Here is a 22,045-nt window from a genome sequence, read left to right as displayed (position 1 = left end):
GTTCGCCTACTCTTTTGCGGACTGATTTTTTCGAGACTTTTGATGATCAATAATGATCGCCTGTTGGTGCAGATCCTGCTCGTGGTGTTGTTCGGCGCGAGTTTCTGGGTGATGGCGCCGTTCTGGTCGGCGATGTTCTGGGGGGCGGTCCTGGCATTTGCCAGTTGGCCGCTGATGCGCTTGCTGACCCGTTGGCTCAATGGCCGCGAGTCGCTGGCGGCGGCATTGTTGACGCTGGGGTGGATGGTGCTGGTAGCGGCACCGCTGGTGTGGCTGGGTTTCAACCTTGCCGATCATGTGCGAGATGCCACGGCATTCATCAAGGATGCGCAGGTCGAGGGGCTACCCGAAGCGCCGGTGTGGCTGGGTTCGATTCCCCTGGTGGGCGAGCGGCTGGTCGGGATCTGGAACAGCATCGATGAGCAAGGCGCGGCGATGATGATGTCGCTCAAGCCTTATCTGGGGCAGGTGGGTAACTGGTTGCTGGCGCGCAGCGCGCAGATCGGCGGCGGTATTCTCGAATTGACCCTGAGCATCGTCTTCGTATTCTTTTTCTATCGTGACGGGCCGCGCCTGGCGGCGTTTGTCCACACGTTGCTGGAGCGGCTGATCGGTCAACGGGCCGGCTACTACATTGAACTGGTGGCGGGCACGGTACAGCGGGTGGTGAACGGTGTGATCGGCACCGCGGCGGCCCAGGCGACCCTGGCGCTGATCGGGTTCCTGATTGCCGGTGTACCGGGTGCATTGGTGCTCGGTATCGTGACGTTCATGCTCAGCCTGATTCCGATGGGCCCGCCGTTGGTATGGATTCCAGCGACCGCGTGGCTGGCCTGGAAAGGCGAGTACGGGATGGCCATATTCCTCGGGATCTGGGGCACATTCGTCATCAGCGGTGTCGACAACGTGCTCAAACCGTACCTGATCAGCCGTGGCGGTAATCTGCCGCTGGTCATTGTGCTGCTTGGGGTGTTTGGCGGGTTGATTGCCTTTGGCTTTATCGGCCTGTTCATTGGCCCGACATTGCTGGCGGTGGCCTACAGCCTGTTGATCGACTGGAGCAAGACCCAGGCACGGGTTGAAGATCGCCGGCCCTGAAGCTCCAGGGGCTGTAGCCCACTGACCCCCACCTGAGGGTCAGTGGGCTTTTTGTTGCTGCACAGGGCCTCATCGTCGGAACGCCGCCCGGAGCAGGCTCGCTCCCACAATGGGCTAGTCTTGCCGGAGCCGTCGCGACGATTTACCGATCATCGGGTCCCGCAGCGGCGCTGGTTCCGCTACAATGCGCGCCGATTTCGACTTGCCTGAGAGCCCACTCATGTCCGCCTGCCAGACTCCTATCATCGTCGCCCTGGATTTCCCTACCCGTGACGCCGCACTGAAGCTGGCCGATCAGTTGGACCCGAAGCTGTGCCGGGTCAAAGTCGGCAAGGAGCTGTTCACCAGCTGCGCTTCGGAAATCGTCGGTACCCTGCGTGACAAGGGTTTCGAAGTGTTCCTGGACCTCAAGTTCCACGACATCCCGAACACCACCGCGATGGCCGTCAAGGCAGCTGCGGAAATGGGCGTGTGGATGGTCAACGTGCATTGCTCCGGCGGTCTGCGCATGATGGCCGCGTGCCGTGAAGTGCTGGATCAGCGCAGCGGTCCGAAACCGCTGCTGATCGGCGTGACCGTGTTGACCAGCATGGAGCGTGAAGACCTGGCGGGTATCGGTCTGGACATTGAGCCGCAAGAGCAGGTCCTGCGCCTGGCCGCCCTGGCGGAAAAAGCCGGGATGGACGGCCTGGTTTGCTCGGCCCTGGAAGCCCAGGCCCTGAAAACGGCGCATCCGTCGCTGCAACTGGTGACCCCGGGGATTCGCCCGGCGGGCAGCGCCCAGGACGATCAGCGCCGTATTCTGACGCCACGCCAGGCGCTGGATGCCGGTTCCGACTATCTGGTGATCGGTCGTCCAATCAGCCAGGCAGCGGATCCGGCCAAGGCACTGGCTTCGGTCGTGGCTGAACTGGCTTAACCACCAAACCTGTAGGAGCCGGCTTGCCGGCGATTGCAACACCACGGTTTACCTGAGTAACCGCGGTGCCTGCATCGCTGGCAAGCCAGCTCCTACAAGGGCTGCGTCAAACCTTCAGCACCAACTTCCCGAAATTCTCCCCGCTGAACAGTTTCATCAGCGTCTCCGGGAAAGTCTCCAGTCCTTCGACGATGTCTTCCTTGCTCTTGAGCTGCCCCTTGGCCATCCAGCCGGCCATTTCCTGTGCAGCGCTGGCGTATTGGGCGGCGTAGTCCATCACCACAAAACCTTCCATGCGCGCGCGGTTGACCAGCAGCGACAGGTAATTAGCCGGGCCCTTGACCGCCTCCTTGTTGTTGTACTGGCTGATGGCACCGCAAATCACCACCCGCGCCTTCATGTTCAGGCGGCTCAACACCGCGTCGAGAATGTCGCCACCGACGTTATCGAAATACACGTCGACGCCTTTCGGGCACTCGCGCTTGAGGCCGGCAAGGACGTCTTCGCTCTTGTAGTCGATAGCACCATCGAAACCCAGTTCATCGATCAGGAACTTGCACTTGTCCGCGCCGCCGGCGATGCCCACCACACGGCAGCCTTTGATCTTGGCAATCTGCCCGGCGATGCTGCCCACGGCGCCAGCCGCACCCGACAGCACCACGGTGTCACCGGCCTTCGGAGCGCCGACGTCGAGCAGGGCGAAGTACGCCGTCATCCCGGTCATCCCCAGTGCCGACAAGTAACGTGGCAGAGGTGCCAGTTTCGGATCGACCTTGTAGAAGCCTCGCGGCTCGCCGAGGAAGAAATCCTGCACGCCCAGGGCGCCGTTGACGTAATCCCCGACCGCGAACCCCGGGTTGTTCGAGGCAATGACTTTGCCCACACCCAAGGCGCGCATGACTTCGCCGAGCCCGACCGGCGGGATGTAGGACTTGCCCTCATTCATCCAGCCACGCATGGCCGGGTCCAGGGACAGGTATTCGTTTTGAACCAGGATCTGACCCGCCTCCGGTTCGCCGACCGGCACTTGCTGATAAGTGAATGTCTCACGGGTCGCCGCGCCAACCGGGCGTTTGGCGAGCAGGAATTGGCGATTGGTCTGGGAGGTCATGGCAGGCACTCAAGATGAATGAAGCCTTGTTGATAGCCGGTCAGCGACGATGCCGCAAGTTCGGCTGATGCGGCGAATGCAGGTTGATCCAGTGCAGTGATAGTTGGTACGGCAGTTCCATCACTGCAAATCATGGGCGCCCAACCGGAGCCTTGATAGTGCTGCCGTGTTCAAGACCTTCATGACTAGACTGGCCCTACCGCATTCTTCTCTTCGAGGACATAACAATGAGCATGACGTTTTCCGGCCAGGTGGTTGTGGTGACAGGCGGGGCGGCCGGTATCGGCCGCGCGACCGCCCAGGCATTTGCCGCCGAGGGCCTGAAGGTAGTGGTGGCCGATATGGATACGGCGGGCGGTGAGGGCACGGTGGCGCTGATTCGTACAGCCGGTGGCGAAGCGACCTTCGTACGCTGCAACGTTACCCTGGAAAGCGATGTAAAAAATTTGATGGATGAGGTGATCAATACTTACGGTCGTCTCGACTATGCCTTCAACAATGCCGGCATCGAAATAGAGAAAGGCAAGCTGGCCGAAGGTACGCTCGACGAGTTCGACGCGATCATGGGTGTCAACGTCAAAGGCGTCTGGTTGTGCATGAAATACCAATTGCCGCGGCTGCTGGCGCAAGGGGGCGGTGCGATCGTCAATACGGCATCGGTGGCCGGCCTTGGGGCCGCGCCGAAAATGAGCATCTACGCCGCCTCCAAGCATGCGGTGATCGGCCTGACCAAGTCGGCGGCCATCGAGTACGCCAAGAAAAAGATCCGGGTCAACGCGGTGTGCCCGGCGGTGATCGACACGGATATGTTCCGTCGCGCTTATGAAACCGACCCGAAAAAAGGCGAGTTCGCCAACGCCATGCATCCGGTCGGTCGCATCGGCAAAGTCGAAGAGATCGCCAGCGCGGTGCTGTACCTGTGCAGCGATGGCGCGGCGTTCACTACGGGTCACTCACTGGCCGTGGACGGTGGCGTTACCGCGTTTTAAGCGACGCGCCGATACCGAGTACACCCGGAACCTGTGGGAGCGAGCAAGCTCCCACAGGTTTTTTGGTTTCACAAAGGCACCGGGCAATGTGTTTCAAATGATTAGAGCAATGGGTTTTGGCGGCGTTGTCGCACATGTATTCGAACACTCCTGTGATTAACTGTTGCTCGCAAAATCAACAGGAGTTTGCTTGCTCATGGAATTGAGAATCGACCGACAGGCGCTGGTGCCCGTCGTACAGCAAATTGTTGACGCGCTGACCTGTTGGCTTCGTTCCAGCGGGGTATCGCCCGGTACGCGCCTGCCTTCGGTGCGACAGATTGCGTGGATCAATTTGCTCAGTCAGTCAAGCGTTGCCCAGGCCTGCGAACGGCTGGTGACGCAGGGGATGCTGGTGTCAGGCCATGGGGCCGGCTATAGGGTTGCCGACCCGGCATTGACTACGGGTGCAAGGCACGAGCCTGTGTGGTTCGAGGGGGCTGAGCCCGAGAACGGGCCTTATTCGAGTGAGTTGAGGCTGGGCTGTGGCGGGCTGCCTGAAAGCTGGCGCGAGACGGACGATCTGATTTATGCGATTCGGCAAGTCAGTCGTACCGATACGGCCAGCCTGTTCAACTACAGCACGCCGCTGGGATTGCCAGCCTTGCGACAACAGATATTCAAGCGCCTCAGGCAGCTGGATATCCCGGTGCAGGACAACCGGATCATGACCACGGCGGGGGCCAGTCAGGGGCTCGACCTGATTGTGCGGACACTGTTCAAGGCCGGTGACTGTGTGGTCGTGGAGAGTCCCGGTTATCCGGTGCTGTTCGATCTGCTCAGGCTGCACGGCATCCACATGGTCGAGGTGCCGCGAACACCGCGGGGGCCGGACGTGGACATGCTCGAATCGGTGCTGGTCAAACACCGGCCTCAGGGGCTGGTCATCAATAGCTTCTATCACAACCCGACGGGCAGCAGCCTTGCACCGGCGGTAGCGCGCCGCGTGCTGCAGCTGGCCAGGACCTTTGGCGTGCAGGTGATCGAAGACGACGTTTATGCGGATTTGCGCAGCGGTTGCGCTACGCGACTGGCTGCGCTGGACGACAACGTGATCTACGTCGGCAGCTATTCCAAGACCCTCAGCAGTTCCTTGCGGGTCGGTTTCGTGGTGGCCGGCTCTGAAGTCATTACGCGTCTGGCCGAAGTCAAGATGATCAGTGGCATGGGCGCCTCACGATTTTGCGAGTCGGTGCTGGCGTGCCTGTTGGCTAACGGTGCCTACGGCAAACTGGTGCAGCGTCAGCGCCAACGCTTGAACAGCGACCGGCTGGCGGTGTTGCAATTGCTCGAAGATACCGAATGGGAGATTTTCGGCAAACCGGCGGGAGGCCTGTTCATCTGGGCGCGATCAGGAATGTCCGATTACGATCAGGTGCGGACCCAGGCACGGCGCCTGGGTGTACTGCTGTCATCGAAGACCGCCTTCAACCCCTCGGGTGAGGCCAGTGACTGGCAGCGTATCAACGTGGCCTATGCCTGCGACCCGCGTGCCCGTGCGTTCTTTCAGGCCACTGCCCGGGATCGACCTCCAGCGTTCTGAAAGCGACGTTGATGTAGCTTTTTGCCATTATTCCGGCGCCAGAGCCTTGTGTTGCTACTGGCCCGTTGCGAATCTGCGTCTACAGACTTTGGCAGGGGACTAAGTGCAATGAATTCGGGCGTGCAAGGACGTTTTGCCAACCTCGGTATGGCAAAAAAACTGGGTATCGGGTTTGTCCTGGTGCTGTTGTTGACTGCGCTGGTGGCGGGCATTGGCGTGTGGTCCCTGCAAACCATCAGCCAGCGCTTCGACGGGCTCAAGCAAATGTCATCGCTCAACAGCGGTTTGCTCAAGGTGCGGCTGCTGGAGCAGGAATACGCCTTGCACGGCAATCCGAAAACCGTCGATGCCCTGCACGAGGGCGTCGATGGCCTGATCGCCCTGGCCGGCCAGCTCAAGGCCGCGTCTGCGGCCAACATGCCGGTGATGAATGATGTCGAACAGTCTTTGGGCGCCTATCGCAAGGCCTTCGACGAGTTTGTCTCGCTCACCCAGGCCAAGGACCTGGCGCTGGAAATGGCCAGTTGGTCGGTGTCCAGCGTGGCCAATAATCTTGACGTATTGCAGTCCGGGCTCGCCGATGACGGTGCCTATACCCTGAAAGATTCCGAAGGCAAGGACGGTGCGCAATTCATCGAGCAGGCCAGCCAGGTCAGCCAGGTTTCACGCTTGATGCTGCAAGCCATGAATGAAGCGCGCGTGCGTCTGGATCAAAGCCGCAAAGGCGACGACAGCGCCGGGCAGGGCAAGATCGAACAGGCCAGCCAGGCATTGACCCAGGCCGAGCAGCTCAAGACCACGATCAAGGATGAGGGTTACCAGACCGTCCTCAATGAGGTGACGGGTCATATCGCCAGTTTCAGTGACAAGCTCGCCGAGTACACCGACCTGCTGGAACAGGAAAAAACCGTCTATCAGCAATTGCACCAACGCGCAGCCCAAGTGGTCGAGCGGGTGGATCAGGCTTATGTCGCGCAAGACCAGGCGATGCAGGCTGAACTGAAAAAGAACTCGCTGCTGATCATTGGCTCCTCCGCCCTGGCCTTGCTGGTTGGGCTGGTTGCCGCGTGGTTCATCACCCGATTGATCGTGGCACCGCTGCGTAGCGTGATTCAGGTGGCGCAGCAGATTGCCTCGGGGGATTTGAGTGCGACCATTGACGTGACCCGCCGCGACGAAATCGGTCAGTTGATGCAGGCAATGCAGCAAATGGGCGCGGGGCTCAGTCATATCGTCAGCGGCTTGCAGTCGGGTATCGAACAGTTGGCGACTTCCGCCCAGTCGCTGTCGGCGGTGACCGAGCAGACCAACCTCGAAGTCAGCACACAGAAGGAGGAAACCGAGCAGGTCGCCACCGCGATGAATCAGATGACCGCCACGGTGCATGATGTCGCGCGCAATGCAGAGGAAGCGGCCCTGGCTGCGCAAACGGCTGACGGCAAGGTTGAAAGCGGTCAGCAGGTGGTGCGCCAGAGCATGGCACGGATCGAGCAGTTGGCAGATTCGGCCACTTCCGCCAGTTCGAGCATCGAAAGCCTGAGTGCGGAAATCCACAATATCGGCACGGTGTTGAGTGTGATCAAAAGCGTGGCGGAGCAGACCAACCTGCTGGCATTGAACGCGGCGATCGAGGCGGCCCGGGCCGGCGAGCAGGGCAGGGGTTTTGCGGTGGTGGCCGATGAAGTGCGCGCGTTGGCCAAGCGAACCCAGCAATCGACCGAGGAAATCGAACGCCTGGTCAGCGCTTTGCGCTCGGCGGCGCAGTCGTCGGTGCAGCAGATCCAGAGCAGTGGCGAGTTGGTGAAGCTGGCGGTCAGCGATGCCTTGCAGACCGAGAGTGCGCTGGGAAGTATTGCGGCGGCGGTATCGTTGATCCAGCAGATGAACCAGCAGATCGCCGCGGCGGCCGAGGAACAGAGCTCGGTGGCCGAAGAGATCAACCGCAGTGTCACTAGCATTCGCGCCAGTGCAGATCAGTCATCGCTGGCGATGCAGGGCAATGCAGCGTCCAGTATTCAATTGGCGCAACTGGGGGTTGAACTGAAGGGGATGGTGGGGCATTTCAGGCTGTAGGAGCGAGCTTGCTCGCGATGGACGCAAGAACGACGTGTATAGCCAGTAAACACGCGTTCTCCTTTACGACCATCGTCGGAACGCCGCCCGGAGCAAGCTCGCTCCTACAGTGGCTTTCGCTGATCAGTCGTAGATCGCTTTCTTTTTCCAGTCCGCGTCGGCCTCGACGTCTTTTAAGCCTTCGGTCAACTGGTTGACCTCGCCTTCGACCGGCGCGATGCGATCCATGACCTGGTCATTGGCGCGGGCCAGGAGTTTTTCCAGGTATTCCAGTTGCTCGGCGTAGACCTGTGGTTCCTGTTGTTTGCGCAGGTACTGCACACCGCGCTCGAATGCCAGGCGAGCCTGCCCGGGCTGGTTCTGCTGCAGGGAGTGCTGGCCGAGGTTGTTGAAGAACTCGATGTGCAGCAACACGAGGATGTGGCGCACTTCACGGATCCAGCGCTTGGCCTCGTTGGGGGCCAGGAAGCCGTCCTGTGCCGCGCGGGTAATCTGGCCGTGCAAGGCTTCGAGCAGGAAGCGTACATCCTTGGCCTTGGCTTCGGTCTGGATCGGTGCTGGCGGATTGTTGACCGGGATGGATTCACCCTGGCCGACAAGGGCTTCCAGTTCGGCGATCCGTGCCTTGAGGTTGGCGCTGGATTTTTCCAGGTTGAGCAGGCGCTGGCAGACGTTCAGTTCCAGGCGGGCCAACAGCAGCTTGAGTGCCGGGGTCATCAGCTGGCCGGGGAACGTCTCGGTGATCTCGCCGCAGCGTCGCAGGCGATCGTTGAGCTCGATCTTGGTACGGGCCTTTTCCAGCTTGTTGTTTTCCACCACATGGTTCATGTAGCCAATGGCGATCAACAGGGCGATCCCGGCTACGATTAGCAGGGTGATCATGAGTGGCGTCACCGGTAAGACCTCTTTATAGGTTACGCATGCGAGTCGGGTGGCTTGGCATTTGAGCGCCCTGGCCCGCACGACGGGTTGGATCGGACATGCTTGTGCTTATATCGGCCGCAGCCCCGTTTCTATGAATGATGGCACTCGATTCGCAGAGTGCCATCATTGGGTGGACTATAACGTCTTGGCGGGTGCCAGAATATAAGCGTCAAACGCTGGGCCGCGGAAAAACCGCAACGGCTCCCAAAAGCAGGGCGAAGTCATTGATTTAAATAAATTTATATCAGGGGGTTGACGACCTCTCAATCCATCCATAGAATGCGCGCCACTTGCAGCGTAAAGCACACAGCGAAACGAAGCAGGGAGTGAATGCAGTACGTGTGTCCCCTTCGTCTAGTGGCCTAGGACACCGCCCTTTCACGGCGGTAACAGGGGTTCGAGTCCCCTAGGGGACGCCAATGCGGGAATAGCTCAGTTGGTAGAGCACGACCTTGCCAAGGTCGGGGTCGCGAGTTCGAGTCTCGTTTCCCGCTCCAATTTTAAACAGCGTTGCTTTCGGGCAGGGCTGAGTGAAACCAGAACCAAGTCTTCGGATGCGGCTCTGGACACCGAAACACACACCATGTGTTCCGGGTAGCGTGTCCCCTTCGTCTAGTGGCCTAGGACACCGCCCTTTCACGGCGGTAACAGGGGTTCGAGTCCCCTAGGGGACGCCATTTGCGGGAATAGCTCAGTTGGTAGAGCACGACCTTGCCAAGGTCGGGGTCGCGAGTTCGAGTCTCGTTTCCCGCTCCATATTTAACGAAAACGCCGCTCATTGAGCGGCGTTTTTGTGTGCGCGTAAAAAACCGGATCAACCGCTGAGGCTCTGCACCAGGTTTTCGAGCGCTTCAATGGTTTTTTCATCCTGCACCGGTAGCGCAGCGGCAGCCGCTTTGATTTGGCGTGCCAGGCGGTATTCGCTGGGCGTACAGTTGGCGAACTGCTTGAAGGCACGAGCGAAGTAGGAAGGATCCTTGAAGCCGGCCTCATAGCCGATGCTGGTAATCGGCATCTGGCTGTTGTCGAGCAGATCTTTGGCGAAGTTCATGCGCTTGTCCAGGATGTAATCCGTGAAGCCAAGCCCATTGGCTTCCTTGAACAGGCGGCTGAAGCGAAATGTCGTCATGCCGCAGCGCTGCGCCAATTCCCTCTGATCGATGCTGTCTCGAAAGTGCTGTTCGATGTACAGCATGACATTGCTCAGCGCCTGGTGTTTTTGGTGTCCTGAGGTCCGACGGATGCTGTCCGGCAGGGTCGGGGAGTGGTCGATCTGCGATGACTTGCCCCGGCCCTGGGCATTTCGGCGCAGCTCGCAGAGCTGCACCACCGCCGTCAGGTAACGCTTCCTCTCGGTGCTCGAGAGTGGGAGCACCATGTATTCCCAGACGCTGGAGCGCATGGCCCATACAGCCAGTTCCTCGGAGTGCTGCACGGTGAACATGGTGATCGGGATGCTGGGGGTGGTGTGTTTGATCTCCAGCAATAGCCTCAAACCTGGAGTGTCGGGGCGATCAAAATGGATGCAGATCATGTCTGCCGGTTCCGCGATGGGCAACACGGAGTTTTTCGCCAGTCTGCAGTCGCAGGTACTCTCGAACTGCGCGATGAGTTCTTTCGTGGACCGATCATGAGTCAGATCGAACCACAGGAGCGATGGCCTTTTGGTCAAATTGGACGTCATGTCTCTACTCTGGGGTTCTGGGTGACTCTCTTAGCTAAGGAGTATTGCCAAGGTGCCATCACTTTGCAGATTTAATCCTGATAGGAAAGACGATTTTTAGTTCTATTCGCTCTATGGGTTGCCTGGAAGGCAGCCCGGGCGAATGTTTGTTGGTGTGTTTTCGTCGAACCGGGTTTAACCGCTTGTCGCTTGTGAATCAATGACAATTGTCTTTGCGTTTCAGCGCCTTGTTTCCCCCCACCTGTTACTTCTGCAAAAGCCAATGCTGCGTATTTGGCCGCCCCGCAAAAAAGTCCTAGCGATGTGCAAAATCTTCCTAACGCCCATGCCTTACCACTGACTAGGGTTGCATCAGGCAGCGCAGAAAGTACTGCCTCAGAAAAAACAACATTCGAGTGAGGTGGGCAAAATGATCATGCAAACAATCAAGGCTTCGGTAGTGAAGTTCGCCAAAGACGAAGATGGTCTGACCATTGTGGAATACGCGGTGGCGGGTGGGTTGATTACGGCAGTTGTTGCCCTCGCATTCACCAATCTTGGAGCGAACGTGCATACCCGAATCACGGCGCTTTGCACTGCCGTTGGCGGTGGTGGTGCCTGCAATTAACGACAATTTCCGCTAGGGAGATACAGTGATGTCCATGGAGCAGATGATGGCTACTGTTCTGCTGATAGGACTGCTGGGCGTAGCGGTGGTGAGCGATATTCGTCGCCACCGCATTCCCAACCTGCTGGTCCTCGTGGGCCTGGCCTTGGGGTTAGCCGGCCAGACTTATTCAGGTGGGCTAAGCGGGTTGGGTGACGGCCTGTTGGGCATCCTGATTTGTTTTGCGCTGTTTCTGCCCATGTATGCCGTGGGGGGCATGGCCGCCGGCGACGTCAAGTTGATGGCCATGGTTGGCAGCTTCCTGCCGGTTCATTACGCACTGTGGGCCGCGTTATACAGTCTGGTATTTGGCGGCCTGTGCGGTTTTCTGATTGTGCTGGTGCACGGTCAGATGTTGCAAACCCTGGGGCGTTATTGGCTGATTCTGAAGGCTCGGGCCTACCTGGCGCCGAGTGCGGACGAGGCGGCCGGCAAGCCCTTCCCTTACGCAGTTGCAATTTTGCTCGGCACGCTGGGCAGCATCTACTGGCAACTCGTTGCCAGTGGGTTGGGAGATTAGTCATGCACGTCATGGTTGATACTGATGCCTTCCCCAATGAGCGGGAAGCGGTGCAGCGACTGGCTCCTCAGCCGTGCACAATCCGAGAAACCGGTTTGACAGACAGTTTTCTCGGCGAGTTGGTGTGCAAGCATTTGTTTGATGCCGGTGTGCTGGACATGTCGCGGCTGGTGGAGCGCCTGGCGCTGACCGGCGCGGTACTTGAAGAGGTCCTGGCGTTTCTGCGCAAGGATGGCCGTGTCGAAGTGCTGGGCCAGGCGAGTCAAACGGGCGGACAGATGCTGCGTTATGGTCTGACCGAACGTGGTCGCAGTGCCGCCCGCGATGCCCTGTCGCGCAGTGGCTATATCGGTGCGGCACCCTTCCCGGTGAGTACCTACCGCTCCCTGATCAAGCTGCAGACCATTCACCATGGTCGCATCAACGCCAACGATATGCGCAATGCCCTGGCCGGCGTAGTGCTCACGGAGGAGATGCTCGATCAGTTGGGTGTGGCGATGAACTCCGGGCGCGCGATCATGATTTATGGCCCCGCGGGTACCGGCAAGACTTATGTCAGCAGTCGGCTGATCCGTCTGTTCGCCGAGGCCATCTGGGTCCCTCATGCCATCGTCATCAACGAGTCGGTGATCGAGATCTATGACCCGCAGGTGCATCAGCGGCTCGATGAAAATGCTCAACAGAACAGCCTGATGCTCAACGAGGGGATCGACCGTCGACTGCTGCGCTGCAAACGCCCGATCGTCATCACGGGCGGTGAGTTGAGCATGGAGCAACTGGACGTTCGCTATGACCCCTTCACCCGTCAATACCAGGCCGCCTTGCAGCTCAAGGCCAGCAATGGCCTGTTCATCATCGACGACATGGGGCGCCAGCGCATGGCCCCCGCCGAGCTGTTCAATCGCTGGATCGTCCCGATGGAAGAGAAACGCGATTTCCTCAACCTGGGCGGCGGTCGGCATTGCGAGTTGCCGTTCGATCTGATTCTGGTGTTTTCCACCAACCTCAATCCTCTGGAACTGGCCGATGAGGCTTTCCTGCGCCGGATTGGCTACAAGCTGCAGTTCGGTTACCTGAAGCCCGAGCAGTACGAAAAGATCTGGCGTATGGAAAGCGAGCGCCTGGGTATTTCCTATGACCCGCTGCTGGTGCGTTATGCGCTGCAAAGGCTGTATGCAAGTGAAGGCATGCCCCTGGTGCCTTGCCATCCCCGCGATCTCCTGAACATGGCACTCGATCGCCAGCGTTATATCGGCGGTTCCGGACCACTGTCACCGAAAGAGTTGGAATGGGCCTGGCACAACTACTTCGTCCAGCTCGACTTTCTTTGATACGGAGATACTGACATGAGCTCTCGTACGCTTACCCTGATAGGTGCTTCCCTGGTCATGGGCCTTGGAGCTGCATGGATGGCCGACTCCTGGTTGAGCGCGCGGCTCAATGCCAGCCCGGATGACCACCTTCGGAGCGTGGTGGTCGCCACGGTAGAGATTCCATTCGGGCAGATGGTCGAGTCCCAGCAGCTCACGACCGTACGCATGCCCATGGATACGATCCCGGACGATGCCTTCGATGCCAGCGAAAAAGCCGTGGGCAAGATCGCAACGTTCGACATTCTGCGGGGCGACATCGTGCGTGGTGCGCGTCTGAGCGAGCACCTCGGCGGCAGCACCCTGGCCTCTTTGATTGCCCCCGACAAACGCGCCATATCAGTACGGGTGGACGATGTGGTCGGCGTCGGCGGATTCCTGTTGCCGGGTAACCGGGTCGATGTACTGGCGACCAAAACCACCAATACCGGCACTAACAGCGCCTCGTCCAGGACCATCCTCGAGAACTTGCGGGTGTTGGCGGTGGATCAGACCGCAGGCACCGACAAGACCCAACCGGTCGTGGTGCGCGCCGTGACGCTGGAGATGACGGCCGCTGAAGCGGAAACCCTGGTCACGGCGCAGACGGAAGGCAAGTTGCAACTGGCGCTGCGTAATCCACTGAACCTCGAGAAGAAAACCGCGGCCGTTGCGCCTGCCGCACCGGTCATGGCGGTGGCTACCGCCACAGAGCCAAAGCGCGTAGTGCCGCGTGGCAATGGAGAGAGCGGCAGAGCCGTCACCATTATCCGTGGGGTCGAGGCCAATGTAGTCAAAATTCGCTGACCGGGCGCAACCGGTGCCTGGGCACCAGGGTATTGGCGGAGTCGATCCGGATCGGTATCGGCAATCGAGGGCTTGATGATGAATCTTCGTATTCAGCGGCCGTTCATTTCGACGCCAAGGCGCCAGGAAGGATCGGTGAGTGTATTGATGGTGATGTCGTTGGCGGCGATGGCCATGATGGCGGCGTTGGCTTTGGACGGTGGGCATATGCTGCTGAACAAAACGCGCCTGCAGAATGCGGTGGACGCCGCCGCCCTGAGTGGCGCCAAAACCCTGAGTCAGGTAGAGGGTGGCGTCAACAGTGCCAGCACGACGCGTACCGCTGCGCTCAATACGCTGACGCAAAATGCCAATGCCACGGGCAACAACGAATTGGCCACGGCGGTCGGCGGCAACGCCGGCGCATTTGCAGTGGTGGAACTGGCAAGCAGCGTCTATGGCCCGTTCTCCTATCCGGGGCCGACGGATGCCAAGTACGTTCGGGTATCGGTACCGAGCTATAACCTGACGGGTTTTTTCTGGAACTTCGCCCAGACATTCGGCCCCGGCGGCCTGGGAGCCAAAACGGTGGCGGCGATCGCCACTGCTGGCCCCAGCCCTACCAACCCCTGCGATCTCTCACCTTTGATGATCTGTGGCGACCCGACTCAATACAACCCGGGCACGGGCATGTTCTGGGGCTTCCAGTTTGGTGATTTGCAGGTATTGAAGACAGCTTCCGGCACTTCGTCGCCCATTGGTCCAGGCAACTTTCAGTTGCTCGATTTTGGCTCGGGCGGCAGTCAGGTCAGGGAGGATCTGGCCGGAGGCGGCGAGGTCTGTCGCGATGTTGGGGACAATGTCCAGACCGCTCCTGGCAACACGGCCGGCCCTACCTCTCAAGGCCTGAATACGCGCTTCGGCATCTACAACGGCGGCCAGATCAATGCATCGGCCTATCCACCGGATCTGGTGACCACGTCCAGTAACCCCGCAATCACTGACAACGGCACAGGCCCGAAGTACCAGGGGCAAGCCGTCACCTCGAACAATGGCAATCTCACGGCGGGCGGCAACGCGATACTGGACTACAACGACTGGCGTGCGAGCGTTGCCGCATGTGTGGCAGGGGGGAGTGGTTGTCAGGGCAATGGGGTGTTCGAGCGTCGGATGCTGAAAGTCGTGGTGGGTAACTGCACCGGCAAACAGGGCGGTTCAACCTCGATCCCGGTCCTCGGTTTTGGCTGCTATTTCGTTGTGCAGCCTGTGAGTGGCGGCGGCGGCGACTCGCAGATCTTCGGCCAGTTCGTGAAGGAGTGCGAAGGCGACAACGTGGCCGGCCCCTCACCGTCAACTTCTTCCGGCCCGCAGATCATTCAGCTCTACAAAACCTATCTCAACGGCAGCGGCACTCCGAGCACTGACTCGTAGGAGGCGTCATGAGACTTCACGGATTTAAACAGCGGCAGCACCAGCAAGGCCTGGCCATGGTGGAGTTCACCCTGGTCCTGCCGATATTGCTGTTGCTGTTGCTGGCCTTCGGTGAGTTCGGCCGCATGCTCTATCAGTACAACGTGCTGCTGCAGGCCAGCCGCGATGCCGACCGTTTCGTCGCCAGCCAGGCCTGGAACTCGACGCTGGGTACGATCACTCTGAGCAATGCGCTACTGACCCAGACGAAAAACGTTGCGGTGTATGGCGTGCCTGCCAACACCGGGACCGCTGTGGTGTCAGGGTTGACGATTGGCAACGTGGACGTCGCCGCAGTGGGCACCGACCATGTGCGGGTCACCATCACTTACACGTTCTGCCCGGTGATTGGCGCTGGCAATTGCACCGGATCGCTGCCCGGTTTTTTTGGAAATCAGATTGCACTGAGCATTCCGCTGGTTGCCACTACCGTGATGAGGGCCCTGTGATGAACAGAAAACACATGCGCGGCACCTATACGGTGGAGTTCGCCTTCATTGGTCTGCTGATGTTCACGTTGTTGTTCGGCGTGTTGGAAATGGGCCGCCTGTACTTCACGGTCAATGCGCTGGATGAAGCCGTACGCCGCGGTACGCGCCTGGCGGCGGTGTGCAATATCAGCGATCCGGTGGTTCTGCGGCGGGCAATCTTCAATGCCGCGACCGACGCAGGTACGAGCCAGCTAATCGGCAATCTGGCCACCACCAACCTGACGTTGACCTATCTGGACGTAAACGGTGCTCTGGTGGCCAACCCCGCTGACCTGGTCAGCGTCAATGGTTTTCGTGCCATCCGCTATGTCCGGTTGAGTCTGCAAAACTTCGTTTTCAATCTGTTCATTCCCGGGTTTGGCGTGCCCATTACCTTGCCCGCATTCAGGGCAACGTTGCCACGTGAAAGCCTCGGGCGTCATTCCGATTCCGGGGAGATCACGCCATGCTGAATACCAAGGACACTCCTCTCTCCAGTTCGACCGGCAAAGCCGGGCTCAGGTTGCTGATCAGCAGCCGTGATGCCACGTCGTTGCGCGACCTGCAGAGCGTCTGCCAACGCATGCCCGGCCTCGAGGTGAGTACTCGGCTGGTGAGCAATGGGCATGTCGACCCGCTCTATGGTCTGGACCGGATGCCCGATCTGCTGCTGTTGCGCGTCAGCCACCTGTGGCGTGAAGAGCTCGCGGCACTGTTGCAGCGCCCGGCCCATGAGCGTCCGCCGATGTTGGTGTGCGGGCTGCTGAGCGAACAGGAAGGCATGCGCCTGGCGATGCAGGCCGGGGCCCGTGACGTGCTGCCGGAGCCCGTCGCCGAGACGGAACTGGTCGTCGCCTTGAATCGGCTGGTCATGGAGGTTCGAACCGGCAGTGGGACAGTAGGGAAATTGATCGCCGTGATGAACGCCAAGGGCGGTTCCGGTGGAACCTTGCTGGCCTGCAACCTGGCTCAGCAGCTCAGCATGAAGGGTGGCAGTACCCTGTTGCTGGACATGGACCTGCAATTTGGCAGCGTGACGCATTACCTGGATGTGGCGCTGGCGCACAGCCATTTGGAGGTGTTGCATCAGATCGACGGCATGGACAGCGTCGCGTTACGCGGTTTTTGCAGCCACTTCAGCCCGACCTTGCATGTGCTGGGTGGCCGGGCCGGTGAGCTGTGTCTGTCGCAGGATGCCCAACCCGAACAACTTGACACCCTGTTGCAGTTGGCCCGCGCCAGCTATGACTGGGTAGTGATCGATCTGCCGCGGCAAATCGACCACCTCACCGGCTCCGTGCTGGAACAGGTGGATCGGGTGTACGTGGTGGTGCAGCAGAGCGTCAGCCATCTGCGCGATGCCAGCTCCCTGGTGCGGATGCTTCGCGAAGACCTGGGTGTGCGTGGGGATCAACTGCAGATAGTGGTCAACCGCTATGACAAGTCGGCGGCGGTCAGCCTCAAAGATATCGGCGAAGCGCTGCGCTGCACGAACCTGTCGAAATTACCCAACGACTTCAACGTGGTCAGCCAGAGTCAGAACACTGGTGTGCCGTTGGGTCTGCATGCGCCAAAGGCGGCGATCACCGCTGCCCTGCGCAACGTGGCCGATGACCTGGTCGGCAACCAGGTGGTTGGAAAAAAAAGTGTGCTCAAACGCGCCTTCAACCGTTTTTTCGGGGGGTGACCCATGATCAGTGACTTTCGTAACCGCTTGCGCAAACAGGCCGCTAAATCCGCCTCATCGCAGGCTAACCAGCCGGGTGACGACCAGATGGATCCGGCAGAGGAAGTAATGGCGTGGGAACGTGCAACACCGGACGTTCTTTACGAAACCAAAAGTCAGGTCACCCCGGTGGAGGCCGAGTGGCGAGAAAAGATTTACCAGCAGTTGCTCAAGGTCATGGACCTGTCCTTGCTGGACTCCCTTGAACAGGCTGAGGCCGCGCGGCAGATTCGCGAAATTTGCCAGCGCCTGCTCGATGAGCATTCGGCACCGGTGAGTACTTCCAGCCGCCAGTTGATCATCAAGCAGATCACCGACGAGGTGCTCGGCCTTGGCCCCCTGGAACCGTTGCTGGCGGATCACAGCGTGTCCGACATTCTGGTCAACGGCCATGCCTCGGTCTATGTCGAGCGCTTTGGCAAACTGCAACGCACCGATGTGCGTTTTCGCGACGATCAGCATTTGCTGAACATCATCGACCGCATCGTTTCCAGCCTGGGGCGGCGTATCGACGAGTCCTCGCCCTTGGTGGACGCCCGGCTCAAGGACGGTTCGCGGGTCAATGCGATTATCCCGCCGCTGGCCATCGACGGCCCGAGCGTGTCGATCCGGCGCTTTGCGGTGGACCTGCTCAATACCGACAGCCTGATCCAGGTGGGGACGTTGACCCCGGCCATTGCCCTGCTGCTCAAGGCGATTGTCCGTGGGCGCTTGAACGTGCTGATTTCCGGCGGTACCGGCAGCGGCAAGACCACCATGCTCAATGTGCTGTCCAGTTTCATTCCGCACAACGAGCGGATCGTCACCATCGAAGACTCGGCCGAACTGCAACTGCAGCAGCCCCACGTGGTGCGCCTGGAAACCCGGCCTTCGAACATCGAGGGGCGTGGCGAGGTGAGCCAGCGGGAGTTGGTGCGCAACAGCCTGCGGATGCGTCCGGACCGTATCGTGATCGGCGAAGTGCGCGGTGTCGAGGCGCTGGACATGCTGACCGCGATGAACACCGGCCACGACGGCTCGCTGACCACGATCCACGCCAACACCGCGCGCGATGCGTTGGGGCGGGTCGAGAACATGGTGTCGATGACCGGGGCGACCTTCCCGATCAAGGCCATGCGTCAACAGATCGCTTCGGCCATCGATGTGGTGATCCAGCTGGAACGCCAGGAGGACGGCAAGCGCCGCCTGGTCAGCGTGCAGGAGATCAACGGCATGGAAGGCGAGATCATCACCATGACCGAAATATTCTCCTTCGCGCGCCATGGCATGGGCGAAAACGGCGAAGTGCTGGGTGATTATCGGCCCAGCGGCATGATCCCCGCCTTCCGCGATGTGCTGGCCAAGCGCGGCATCGAGTTGCCGCTGACGATGTTCAGGCCTGAATGGATGGAGGCACGGCAGCCATGAACCAGGTTCCAGGCGAATTCATTCTGATGTTCCTCGGCATGGTGTTTATCGCCGTGTTCCTCCTGTCCCAGGGGGTGGCGGTGCCGGTATTCGGCGAGGCCGGCAAGATGCGCAAGCGCATCCGCGGCCGCCTGCACGTAATGGAGAAAGCCAATAATTTGCCCAACATGCAAACGGTATTGAGGCAGAAGTACCTGACGCGTTTGTCGCCCCTGGAGGCCAGGCTTGAGCAACTGCCCTTTATGGAAGCATTGACGCAAATGATTGAGCAGTCCGGACACGAGTACCGGGCCTATCGGGTATTGCTGCTCGGGCTGGTGCTGGGTGTCTGGGTGGGTATCTTGATCTGGATGGTTTGGTCAGTCTGGTGGATGGCGCTGGTGGCGGGTTTCGCGGTCTTCTGGTTACCCGTACTGAAAATATCTCGCGACCGTAGCAAGCGTTTCGCAGCGTTCGAGGAAGGCCTGCCGGATGCGCTGGATGCCATGTGCCGCGCTCTGCGCGCCGGGCACCCATTCAACGAAACCCTGCGCCTGGTGGCCGAGGAGCACAAGGGGCCGGTCGCTCAGGAGTTCGGCCTGACCTTCGCCGATATCAACTATGGCAACGATGTGCGCCGGGCCATGCTCGGCCTGCTGGAGAGGATGCCCAGCATGACGGTGATGATGCTGGTGACCTCGATCCTCATCCATCGTGAGACCGGCGGCAATTTGACCGAGGTGCTGGAGCGTCTGAGTAGCCTGATCCGCGGGCGCTTCCGTTTCCAGCGCAAGATTAAAACCTTGTCGGCTGAAGGGCGTATATCGGCTTGGGTGCTGGTGGCCATTCCCTTTGTGTTGGCTGCGGCGATCCTGGTCACAACCCCCAGTTACTTGCCTGTGCTGGTCAATGATCCCACAGGTCAAAAGCTGATCATCGGGGCTTTCGGCGCCATGTTGCTCGGGATTCTCTGGATCCGCAAAATCATCCGGATTCAGGTTTGAGTGGTATTCGTTTCGCGGAGGTGCAGGTCATGGACTATTTGCTCGGGTTGTTCAGTCAGGTGGCGGGCAATGCGCAGCTGGCGCGTATTTTGTTCGTCAGTGCAATCGGTTTGTGTGCGGTGCTCGTTGCTGTCACCGTGGTGTTGCTGGTGTTGGGGCTGCAGGATCCGGTACAGCGTCGTCTGGCGCTCATCAAACGTGGTCATTCAGGCAATGGCGCCGGACAGGACGCGCCGGGTAATCTGCAGTTATTGCTCGAGCGGGTCGGTCAACGCTTCGGCTCGACTCAGGCCGCTCAAACATCTACCACCCAAACCCTGTTGATGCACGCCGGTTACCGCTCGCCCACGGCGTTACAGATGTACTGGGCGGTGCGCTTGCTGTTGCCACTGATTTCGGTTGGCCTGGCGCTATTGTTGATGCCGATGTTCTCCGGGCTTTCTCTGAATATGGGGTTGTTGGTGGTGTCAATAACGGCTGCTGTCGGGTGGTTACTGCCCGCGGTGTATGTCGATAAGCGCAAGCAGGCCAGGCAGGGCAGCCTGCGTGCGGCCTTTCCGGATGCCCTGGACTTGATGGTGGTGTGCGTGGAGTCGGGTCTGGCATTACCGCAGACCATCGAGCGGGTGGCAGAGGAAATGTCGGTCAGTCAGGTTGAACTGGCTGAGGAACTGGCAATGGTCAACGCGCAAATCCGCGCCGGTATTCCCAGTACCGAAGCGCTCAAGCAACTGGCTGTGCGCACTGGGCTGGAAGATGTGCAAGGGTTGGTCAGCCTGTTGGCGCAAAGTATCCGCTTCGGCACCAGCGTGGCCGACACCCTGCGCATCTATGCCGATGAATTTCGTGACCGGCGTACGCAAGCCGCCGAAGAGATGGGGGCGAAAGTCGGTACTAAACTGGTATTTCCACTGATTTTCTGCCTGTGGCCGAGCTTCTTTCTGGTAGCCATTGGCCCTCCCTTGATCGGGGTGCTCAGAGCATTCGGGTGAGGTCAAACGGCCTGAGGCTGTCGAGTGCGACAGCCTTGCCACCCGAGCCTGATCTGCACTTACCGGCCATGGATCCACACCTCTGCTCTGGAGTAATCCAGCTGTAGATACCAATACTTTTCCTGCACACGACATCAAGCCCGGCTTTGCAGCCAGGCTACTCTGGACGACACCAGAGGCTGATCACCCATCGATATGCCTCAGTTGCCGATGGTCATTTGTCCCGCTGCATCCTGGTCATAAAATTCCGGAATCGGGAAGTTGAAGCTGTTCAGCCAGCGCTGCATGGCCAGGTCACGTTCGGTGGCCGAAGCGGTTTGCAGGTGAGGGGAGGCAACCACTCCGCGAATCTGCAGCTGCAGCCACTGTTCGGTGCCTTGTTGATAAGGCGAAGATGGGCCCGGCTCAATGGCCCAGGCAGTGGTGGACAGGCAAGCCATGCACAGGATCAACAGCCTTTTGGTATTCATCTCGACTCCTCTTGCGTTCTACTTGTTCGCACTGGTAGAGGCATCGGCTACCTCAGCCTTGCGATTGCCATCGGTAGCCACCACTTTTTTGGCGGAGGCCTTGAGTGTTTCTGCGCGGGTTTGAGCCTCTACGACTTGCTTGGGGCTCAAGTCGGCGCGGGTCACGAGTTCGGCGGCCGATTTCCAGTTATCCTGGTAGATCAGCAGCGTCACCATATTGAGTGCCGCCAGTGTGTTTGCCTGCTTGAGCTCCATGGCGGTCATGAACTCGAAGCGTGCTTCAGGGATCCGGTGCTGATTGAGGTAGACGACCCCCAGGTCATTGCGCATCCTGTCGTCGGTGGGGGCCATCTGCACCGCACGCTCAAGGTGAGTGGCAGCGCTGGCGTTATCATTTTTGGCGGCGGCCAGTTGGCCCAGGCCAAGTTCCCCTTCAGCTGCCAGACAGGTGCCGAGCAAGCTTTCGTACAACGGCTGCGCGTCGCCGCTACGCCCCATCAAGCGCAGCACCCGAGCCTTGCGCAGGCGGACCTGGACCAGGTTATCGGGCATTCCTTCCAGATTCGCCAGGCTGGCATACAAACGGCCTTCGTCGGCCATGCTGTCGGCCAGGTTCAGGGCCAGTTCTTGCTCCGAACCGGGCTTGGCACAGCTGGCCGGTCGCGAAGACAGGCCATTGCTGGCACAACCGGCGAGCATTAATGTCGCCGCTATGGCAATGACTGCTTTCATCGAATGTCCCCTGGCTACAACAAGATGAACGCCAGGCCAATGGCAATAAGGCTGGCCCGGCAAGCGTGCAAAGTCACCGTCAGGCGTGAGGGCGAGGCCAGTCTGGTTCAGGCT

General features: G+C 59.7%; 21 protein-coding genes and 4 tRNA genes. 20 read left to right on the top strand and 5 right to left on the bottom strand.

Going from position 1 to position 22,045, the window contains the following annotated elements:
- The first annotated feature begins 42 nt into the window (after nucleotides 1-42).
- The gene (locus tag AC1D19_RS24435) at nucleotides 43-1,098 is read left to right on the top strand and encodes an AI-2E family transporter (RefSeq protein ID WP_477764802.1); all 1,056 of its coding nucleotides are present in this window, start codon (nucleotides 43-45) and stop codon (nucleotides 1,096-1,098) included.
- A 220-nt stretch (nucleotides 1,099-1,318) separates the two neighbouring features.
- Entirely contained in the window at nucleotides 1,319-2,017 is a 699-nt protein-coding gene (gene pyrF, locus AC1D19_RS24430) for an orotidine-5'-phosphate decarboxylase (RefSeq protein ID WP_477754395.1), read from the top strand.
- 106 nt (nucleotides 2,018-2,123) lie between these two features.
- Here pyrF and AC1D19_RS24425 read toward each other — a convergent pair whose 3' ends face one another.
- Complete coding sequence (locus AC1D19_RS24425; protein ID WP_477764801.1) at nucleotides 2,124-3,128, bottom strand: NADP-dependent oxidoreductase; 1,005 nt, start codon at nucleotides 3,126-3,128, stop codon at nucleotides 2,124-2,126.
- A gap of 227 nt (nucleotides 3,129-3,355) precedes the next feature.
- Here AC1D19_RS24425 and AC1D19_RS24420 point away from each other — a divergent pair, with 227 nt between their 5' ends.
- The 3 genes from AC1D19_RS24420 to AC1D19_RS24410 all read left to right on the top strand — a co-directional run bounded on the left by AC1D19_RS24420 (nucleotide 3,356) and on the right by AC1D19_RS24410 (nucleotide 7,772).
- The gene (locus AC1D19_RS24420) at nucleotides 3,356-4,117 is read left to right on the top strand and encodes an SDR family oxidoreductase (RefSeq protein WP_477764800.1); all 762 of its coding nucleotides are present in this window, start codon (nucleotides 3,356-3,358) and stop codon (nucleotides 4,115-4,117) included.
- Nucleotides 4,118-4,313: 196 nt separating this feature from the next.
- On the top strand, nucleotides 4,314-5,699 hold the full coding sequence (locus AC1D19_RS24415) for an aminotransferase-like domain-containing protein (RefSeq protein WP_477764799.1): 1,386 nt from the start codon (nucleotides 4,314-4,316) through the stop codon (nucleotides 5,697-5,699).
- 108 nt (nucleotides 5,700-5,807) lie between these two features.
- Nucleotides 5,808-7,772, top strand: a complete 1,965-nt coding sequence (locus tag AC1D19_RS24410) for a methyl-accepting chemotaxis protein (RefSeq protein WP_477764798.1) — start codon at nucleotides 5,808-5,810, stop codon at nucleotides 7,770-7,772.
- A 123-nt stretch (nucleotides 7,773-7,895) separates the two neighbouring features.
- Here AC1D19_RS24410 and AC1D19_RS24405 read toward each other — a convergent pair whose 3' ends face one another.
- Entirely contained in the window at nucleotides 7,896-8,654 is a 759-nt protein-coding gene (locus AC1D19_RS24405) for a hypothetical protein (protein WP_477764797.1), read from the bottom strand.
- Nucleotides 8,655-9,039: 385 nt separating this feature from the next.
- On the opposite strand from AC1D19_RS24405, the gene AC1D19_RS24400 reads away from it, so the two are divergent.
- The 4 genes from AC1D19_RS24400 (at nucleotide 9,040) to AC1D19_RS24385 (ending at nucleotide 9,452) form a co-directional block, all read left to right on the top strand.
- Nucleotides 9,040-9,115 (top strand) — tRNA-Glu (locus tag AC1D19_RS24400).
- A 2-nt stretch (nucleotides 9,116-9,117) separates the two neighbouring features.
- A tRNA-Gly gene (locus AC1D19_RS24395) sits at nucleotides 9,118-9,193 on the top strand.
- Between the two features lie 104 nt (nucleotides 9,194-9,297).
- Nucleotides 9,298-9,373: transfer RNA gene (locus AC1D19_RS24390), tRNA-Glu, on the top strand.
- A 3-nt stretch (nucleotides 9,374-9,376) separates the two neighbouring features.
- Nucleotides 9,377-9,452, top strand: a tRNA-Gly gene (locus AC1D19_RS24385).
- Between the two features lie 58 nt (nucleotides 9,453-9,510).
- On the opposite strand, the gene AC1D19_RS24380 is transcribed toward AC1D19_RS24385, so the two are convergent.
- A complete protein-coding gene (locus AC1D19_RS24380; RefSeq protein ID WP_477764796.1) occupies nucleotides 9,511-10,380 on the bottom strand; it encodes an AraC family transcriptional regulator in 870 nt (289 codons plus the stop codon).
- 409 nt (nucleotides 10,381-10,789) lie between these two features.
- Between AC1D19_RS24380 and AC1D19_RS24375 the strand changes: the two genes are divergently transcribed.
- The 11 genes from AC1D19_RS24375 (at nucleotide 10,790) to AC1D19_RS24325 (ending at nucleotide 20,729) form a co-directional block, all read left to right on the top strand.
- Nucleotides 10,790-10,987, top strand: a complete 198-nt coding sequence (locus AC1D19_RS24375) for a Flp family type IVb pilin (protein WP_477764795.1) — start codon at nucleotides 10,790-10,792, stop codon at nucleotides 10,985-10,987.
- A gap of 28 nt (nucleotides 10,988-11,015) precedes the next feature.
- A complete protein-coding gene (locus AC1D19_RS24370) occupies nucleotides 11,016-11,546 on the top strand; it encodes an A24 family peptidase (protein WP_477764794.1) in 531 nt (176 codons plus the stop codon).
- 2 nt (nucleotides 11,547-11,548) lie between these two features.
- Nucleotides 11,549-12,877 carry an ATP-binding protein gene (locus AC1D19_RS24365; protein WP_477764793.1) on the top strand — a complete coding sequence of 443 codons (1,329 nt, stop codon included), beginning with the start codon at nucleotides 11,549-11,551 and terminating at the stop codon, nucleotides 12,875-12,877.
- A gap of 15 nt (nucleotides 12,878-12,892) precedes the next feature.
- Nucleotides 12,893-13,702, top strand: coding sequence for a Flp pilus assembly protein CpaB (gene cpaB / locus AC1D19_RS24360; protein ID WP_477764792.1), 810 nt, complete (start codon nucleotides 12,893-12,895; stop codon nucleotides 13,700-13,702).
- 75 nt (nucleotides 13,703-13,777) lie between these two features.
- On the top strand, nucleotides 13,778-15,112 hold the full coding sequence (locus AC1D19_RS24355; RefSeq protein WP_477764791.1) for a Tad domain-containing protein: 1,335 nt from the start codon (nucleotides 13,778-13,780) through the stop codon (nucleotides 15,110-15,112).
- Between the two features lie 8 nt (nucleotides 15,113-15,120).
- Nucleotides 15,121-15,600, top strand: coding sequence for a TadE/TadG family type IV pilus assembly protein (locus AC1D19_RS24350; RefSeq protein ID WP_477764790.1), 480 nt, complete (start codon nucleotides 15,121-15,123; stop codon nucleotides 15,598-15,600).
- Complete coding sequence (locus AC1D19_RS24345) at nucleotides 15,600-16,094, top strand: TadE/TadG family type IV pilus assembly protein (protein ID WP_477764789.1); 495 nt, start codon at nucleotides 15,600-15,602, stop codon at nucleotides 16,092-16,094. The genes AC1D19_RS24350 and AC1D19_RS24345 overlap by 1 nt, the downstream gene beginning before the upstream one ends.
- A complete protein-coding gene (locus tag AC1D19_RS24340; protein ID WP_477764788.1) occupies nucleotides 16,088-17,308 on the top strand; it encodes an AAA family ATPase in 1,221 nt (406 codons plus the stop codon). The genes AC1D19_RS24345 and AC1D19_RS24340 overlap by 7 nt, the downstream gene beginning before the upstream one ends.
- Before the next feature lie 3 nt (nucleotides 17,309-17,311).
- A complete protein-coding gene (locus AC1D19_RS24335) occupies nucleotides 17,312-18,754 on the top strand; it encodes a CpaF family protein (protein WP_477764787.1) in 1,443 nt (480 codons plus the stop codon).
- A complete protein-coding gene (locus AC1D19_RS24330; RefSeq protein ID WP_477764786.1) occupies nucleotides 18,751-19,737 on the top strand; it encodes a type II secretion system F family protein in 987 nt (328 codons plus the stop codon). The genes AC1D19_RS24335 and AC1D19_RS24330 overlap by 4 nt, the downstream gene beginning before the upstream one ends.
- A 29-nt stretch (nucleotides 19,738-19,766) precedes the next feature.
- Nucleotides 19,767-20,729 (top strand): type II secretion system F family protein, encoded by a 963-nt coding sequence (locus AC1D19_RS24325; protein WP_477764785.1) that lies wholly within the window; start codon nucleotides 19,767-19,769, stop codon nucleotides 20,727-20,729.
- 200 nt (nucleotides 20,730-20,929) lie between these two features.
- Here AC1D19_RS24325 and AC1D19_RS24320 read toward each other — a convergent pair whose 3' ends face one another.
- On the bottom strand, nucleotides 20,930-21,199 hold the full coding sequence (locus AC1D19_RS24320; RefSeq protein WP_218427433.1) for a DUF3613 domain-containing protein: 270 nt from the start codon (nucleotides 21,197-21,199) through the stop codon (nucleotides 20,930-20,932).
- Between the two features lie 18 nt (nucleotides 21,200-21,217).
- Nucleotides 21,218-21,931, bottom strand: a complete 714-nt coding sequence (locus AC1D19_RS24315) for a tetratricopeptide repeat protein (protein WP_477764784.1) — start codon at nucleotides 21,929-21,931, stop codon at nucleotides 21,218-21,220.
- Between the last annotated feature and the right edge of the window lie 114 nt (nucleotides 21,932-22,045).

The organism is Pseudomonas sp. P1_C12, assembly GCF_056406435.1.
Note: the sequence above shows the minus strand (reverse complement) of the source record. Positions and strands in the feature narration are given on the sequence as shown.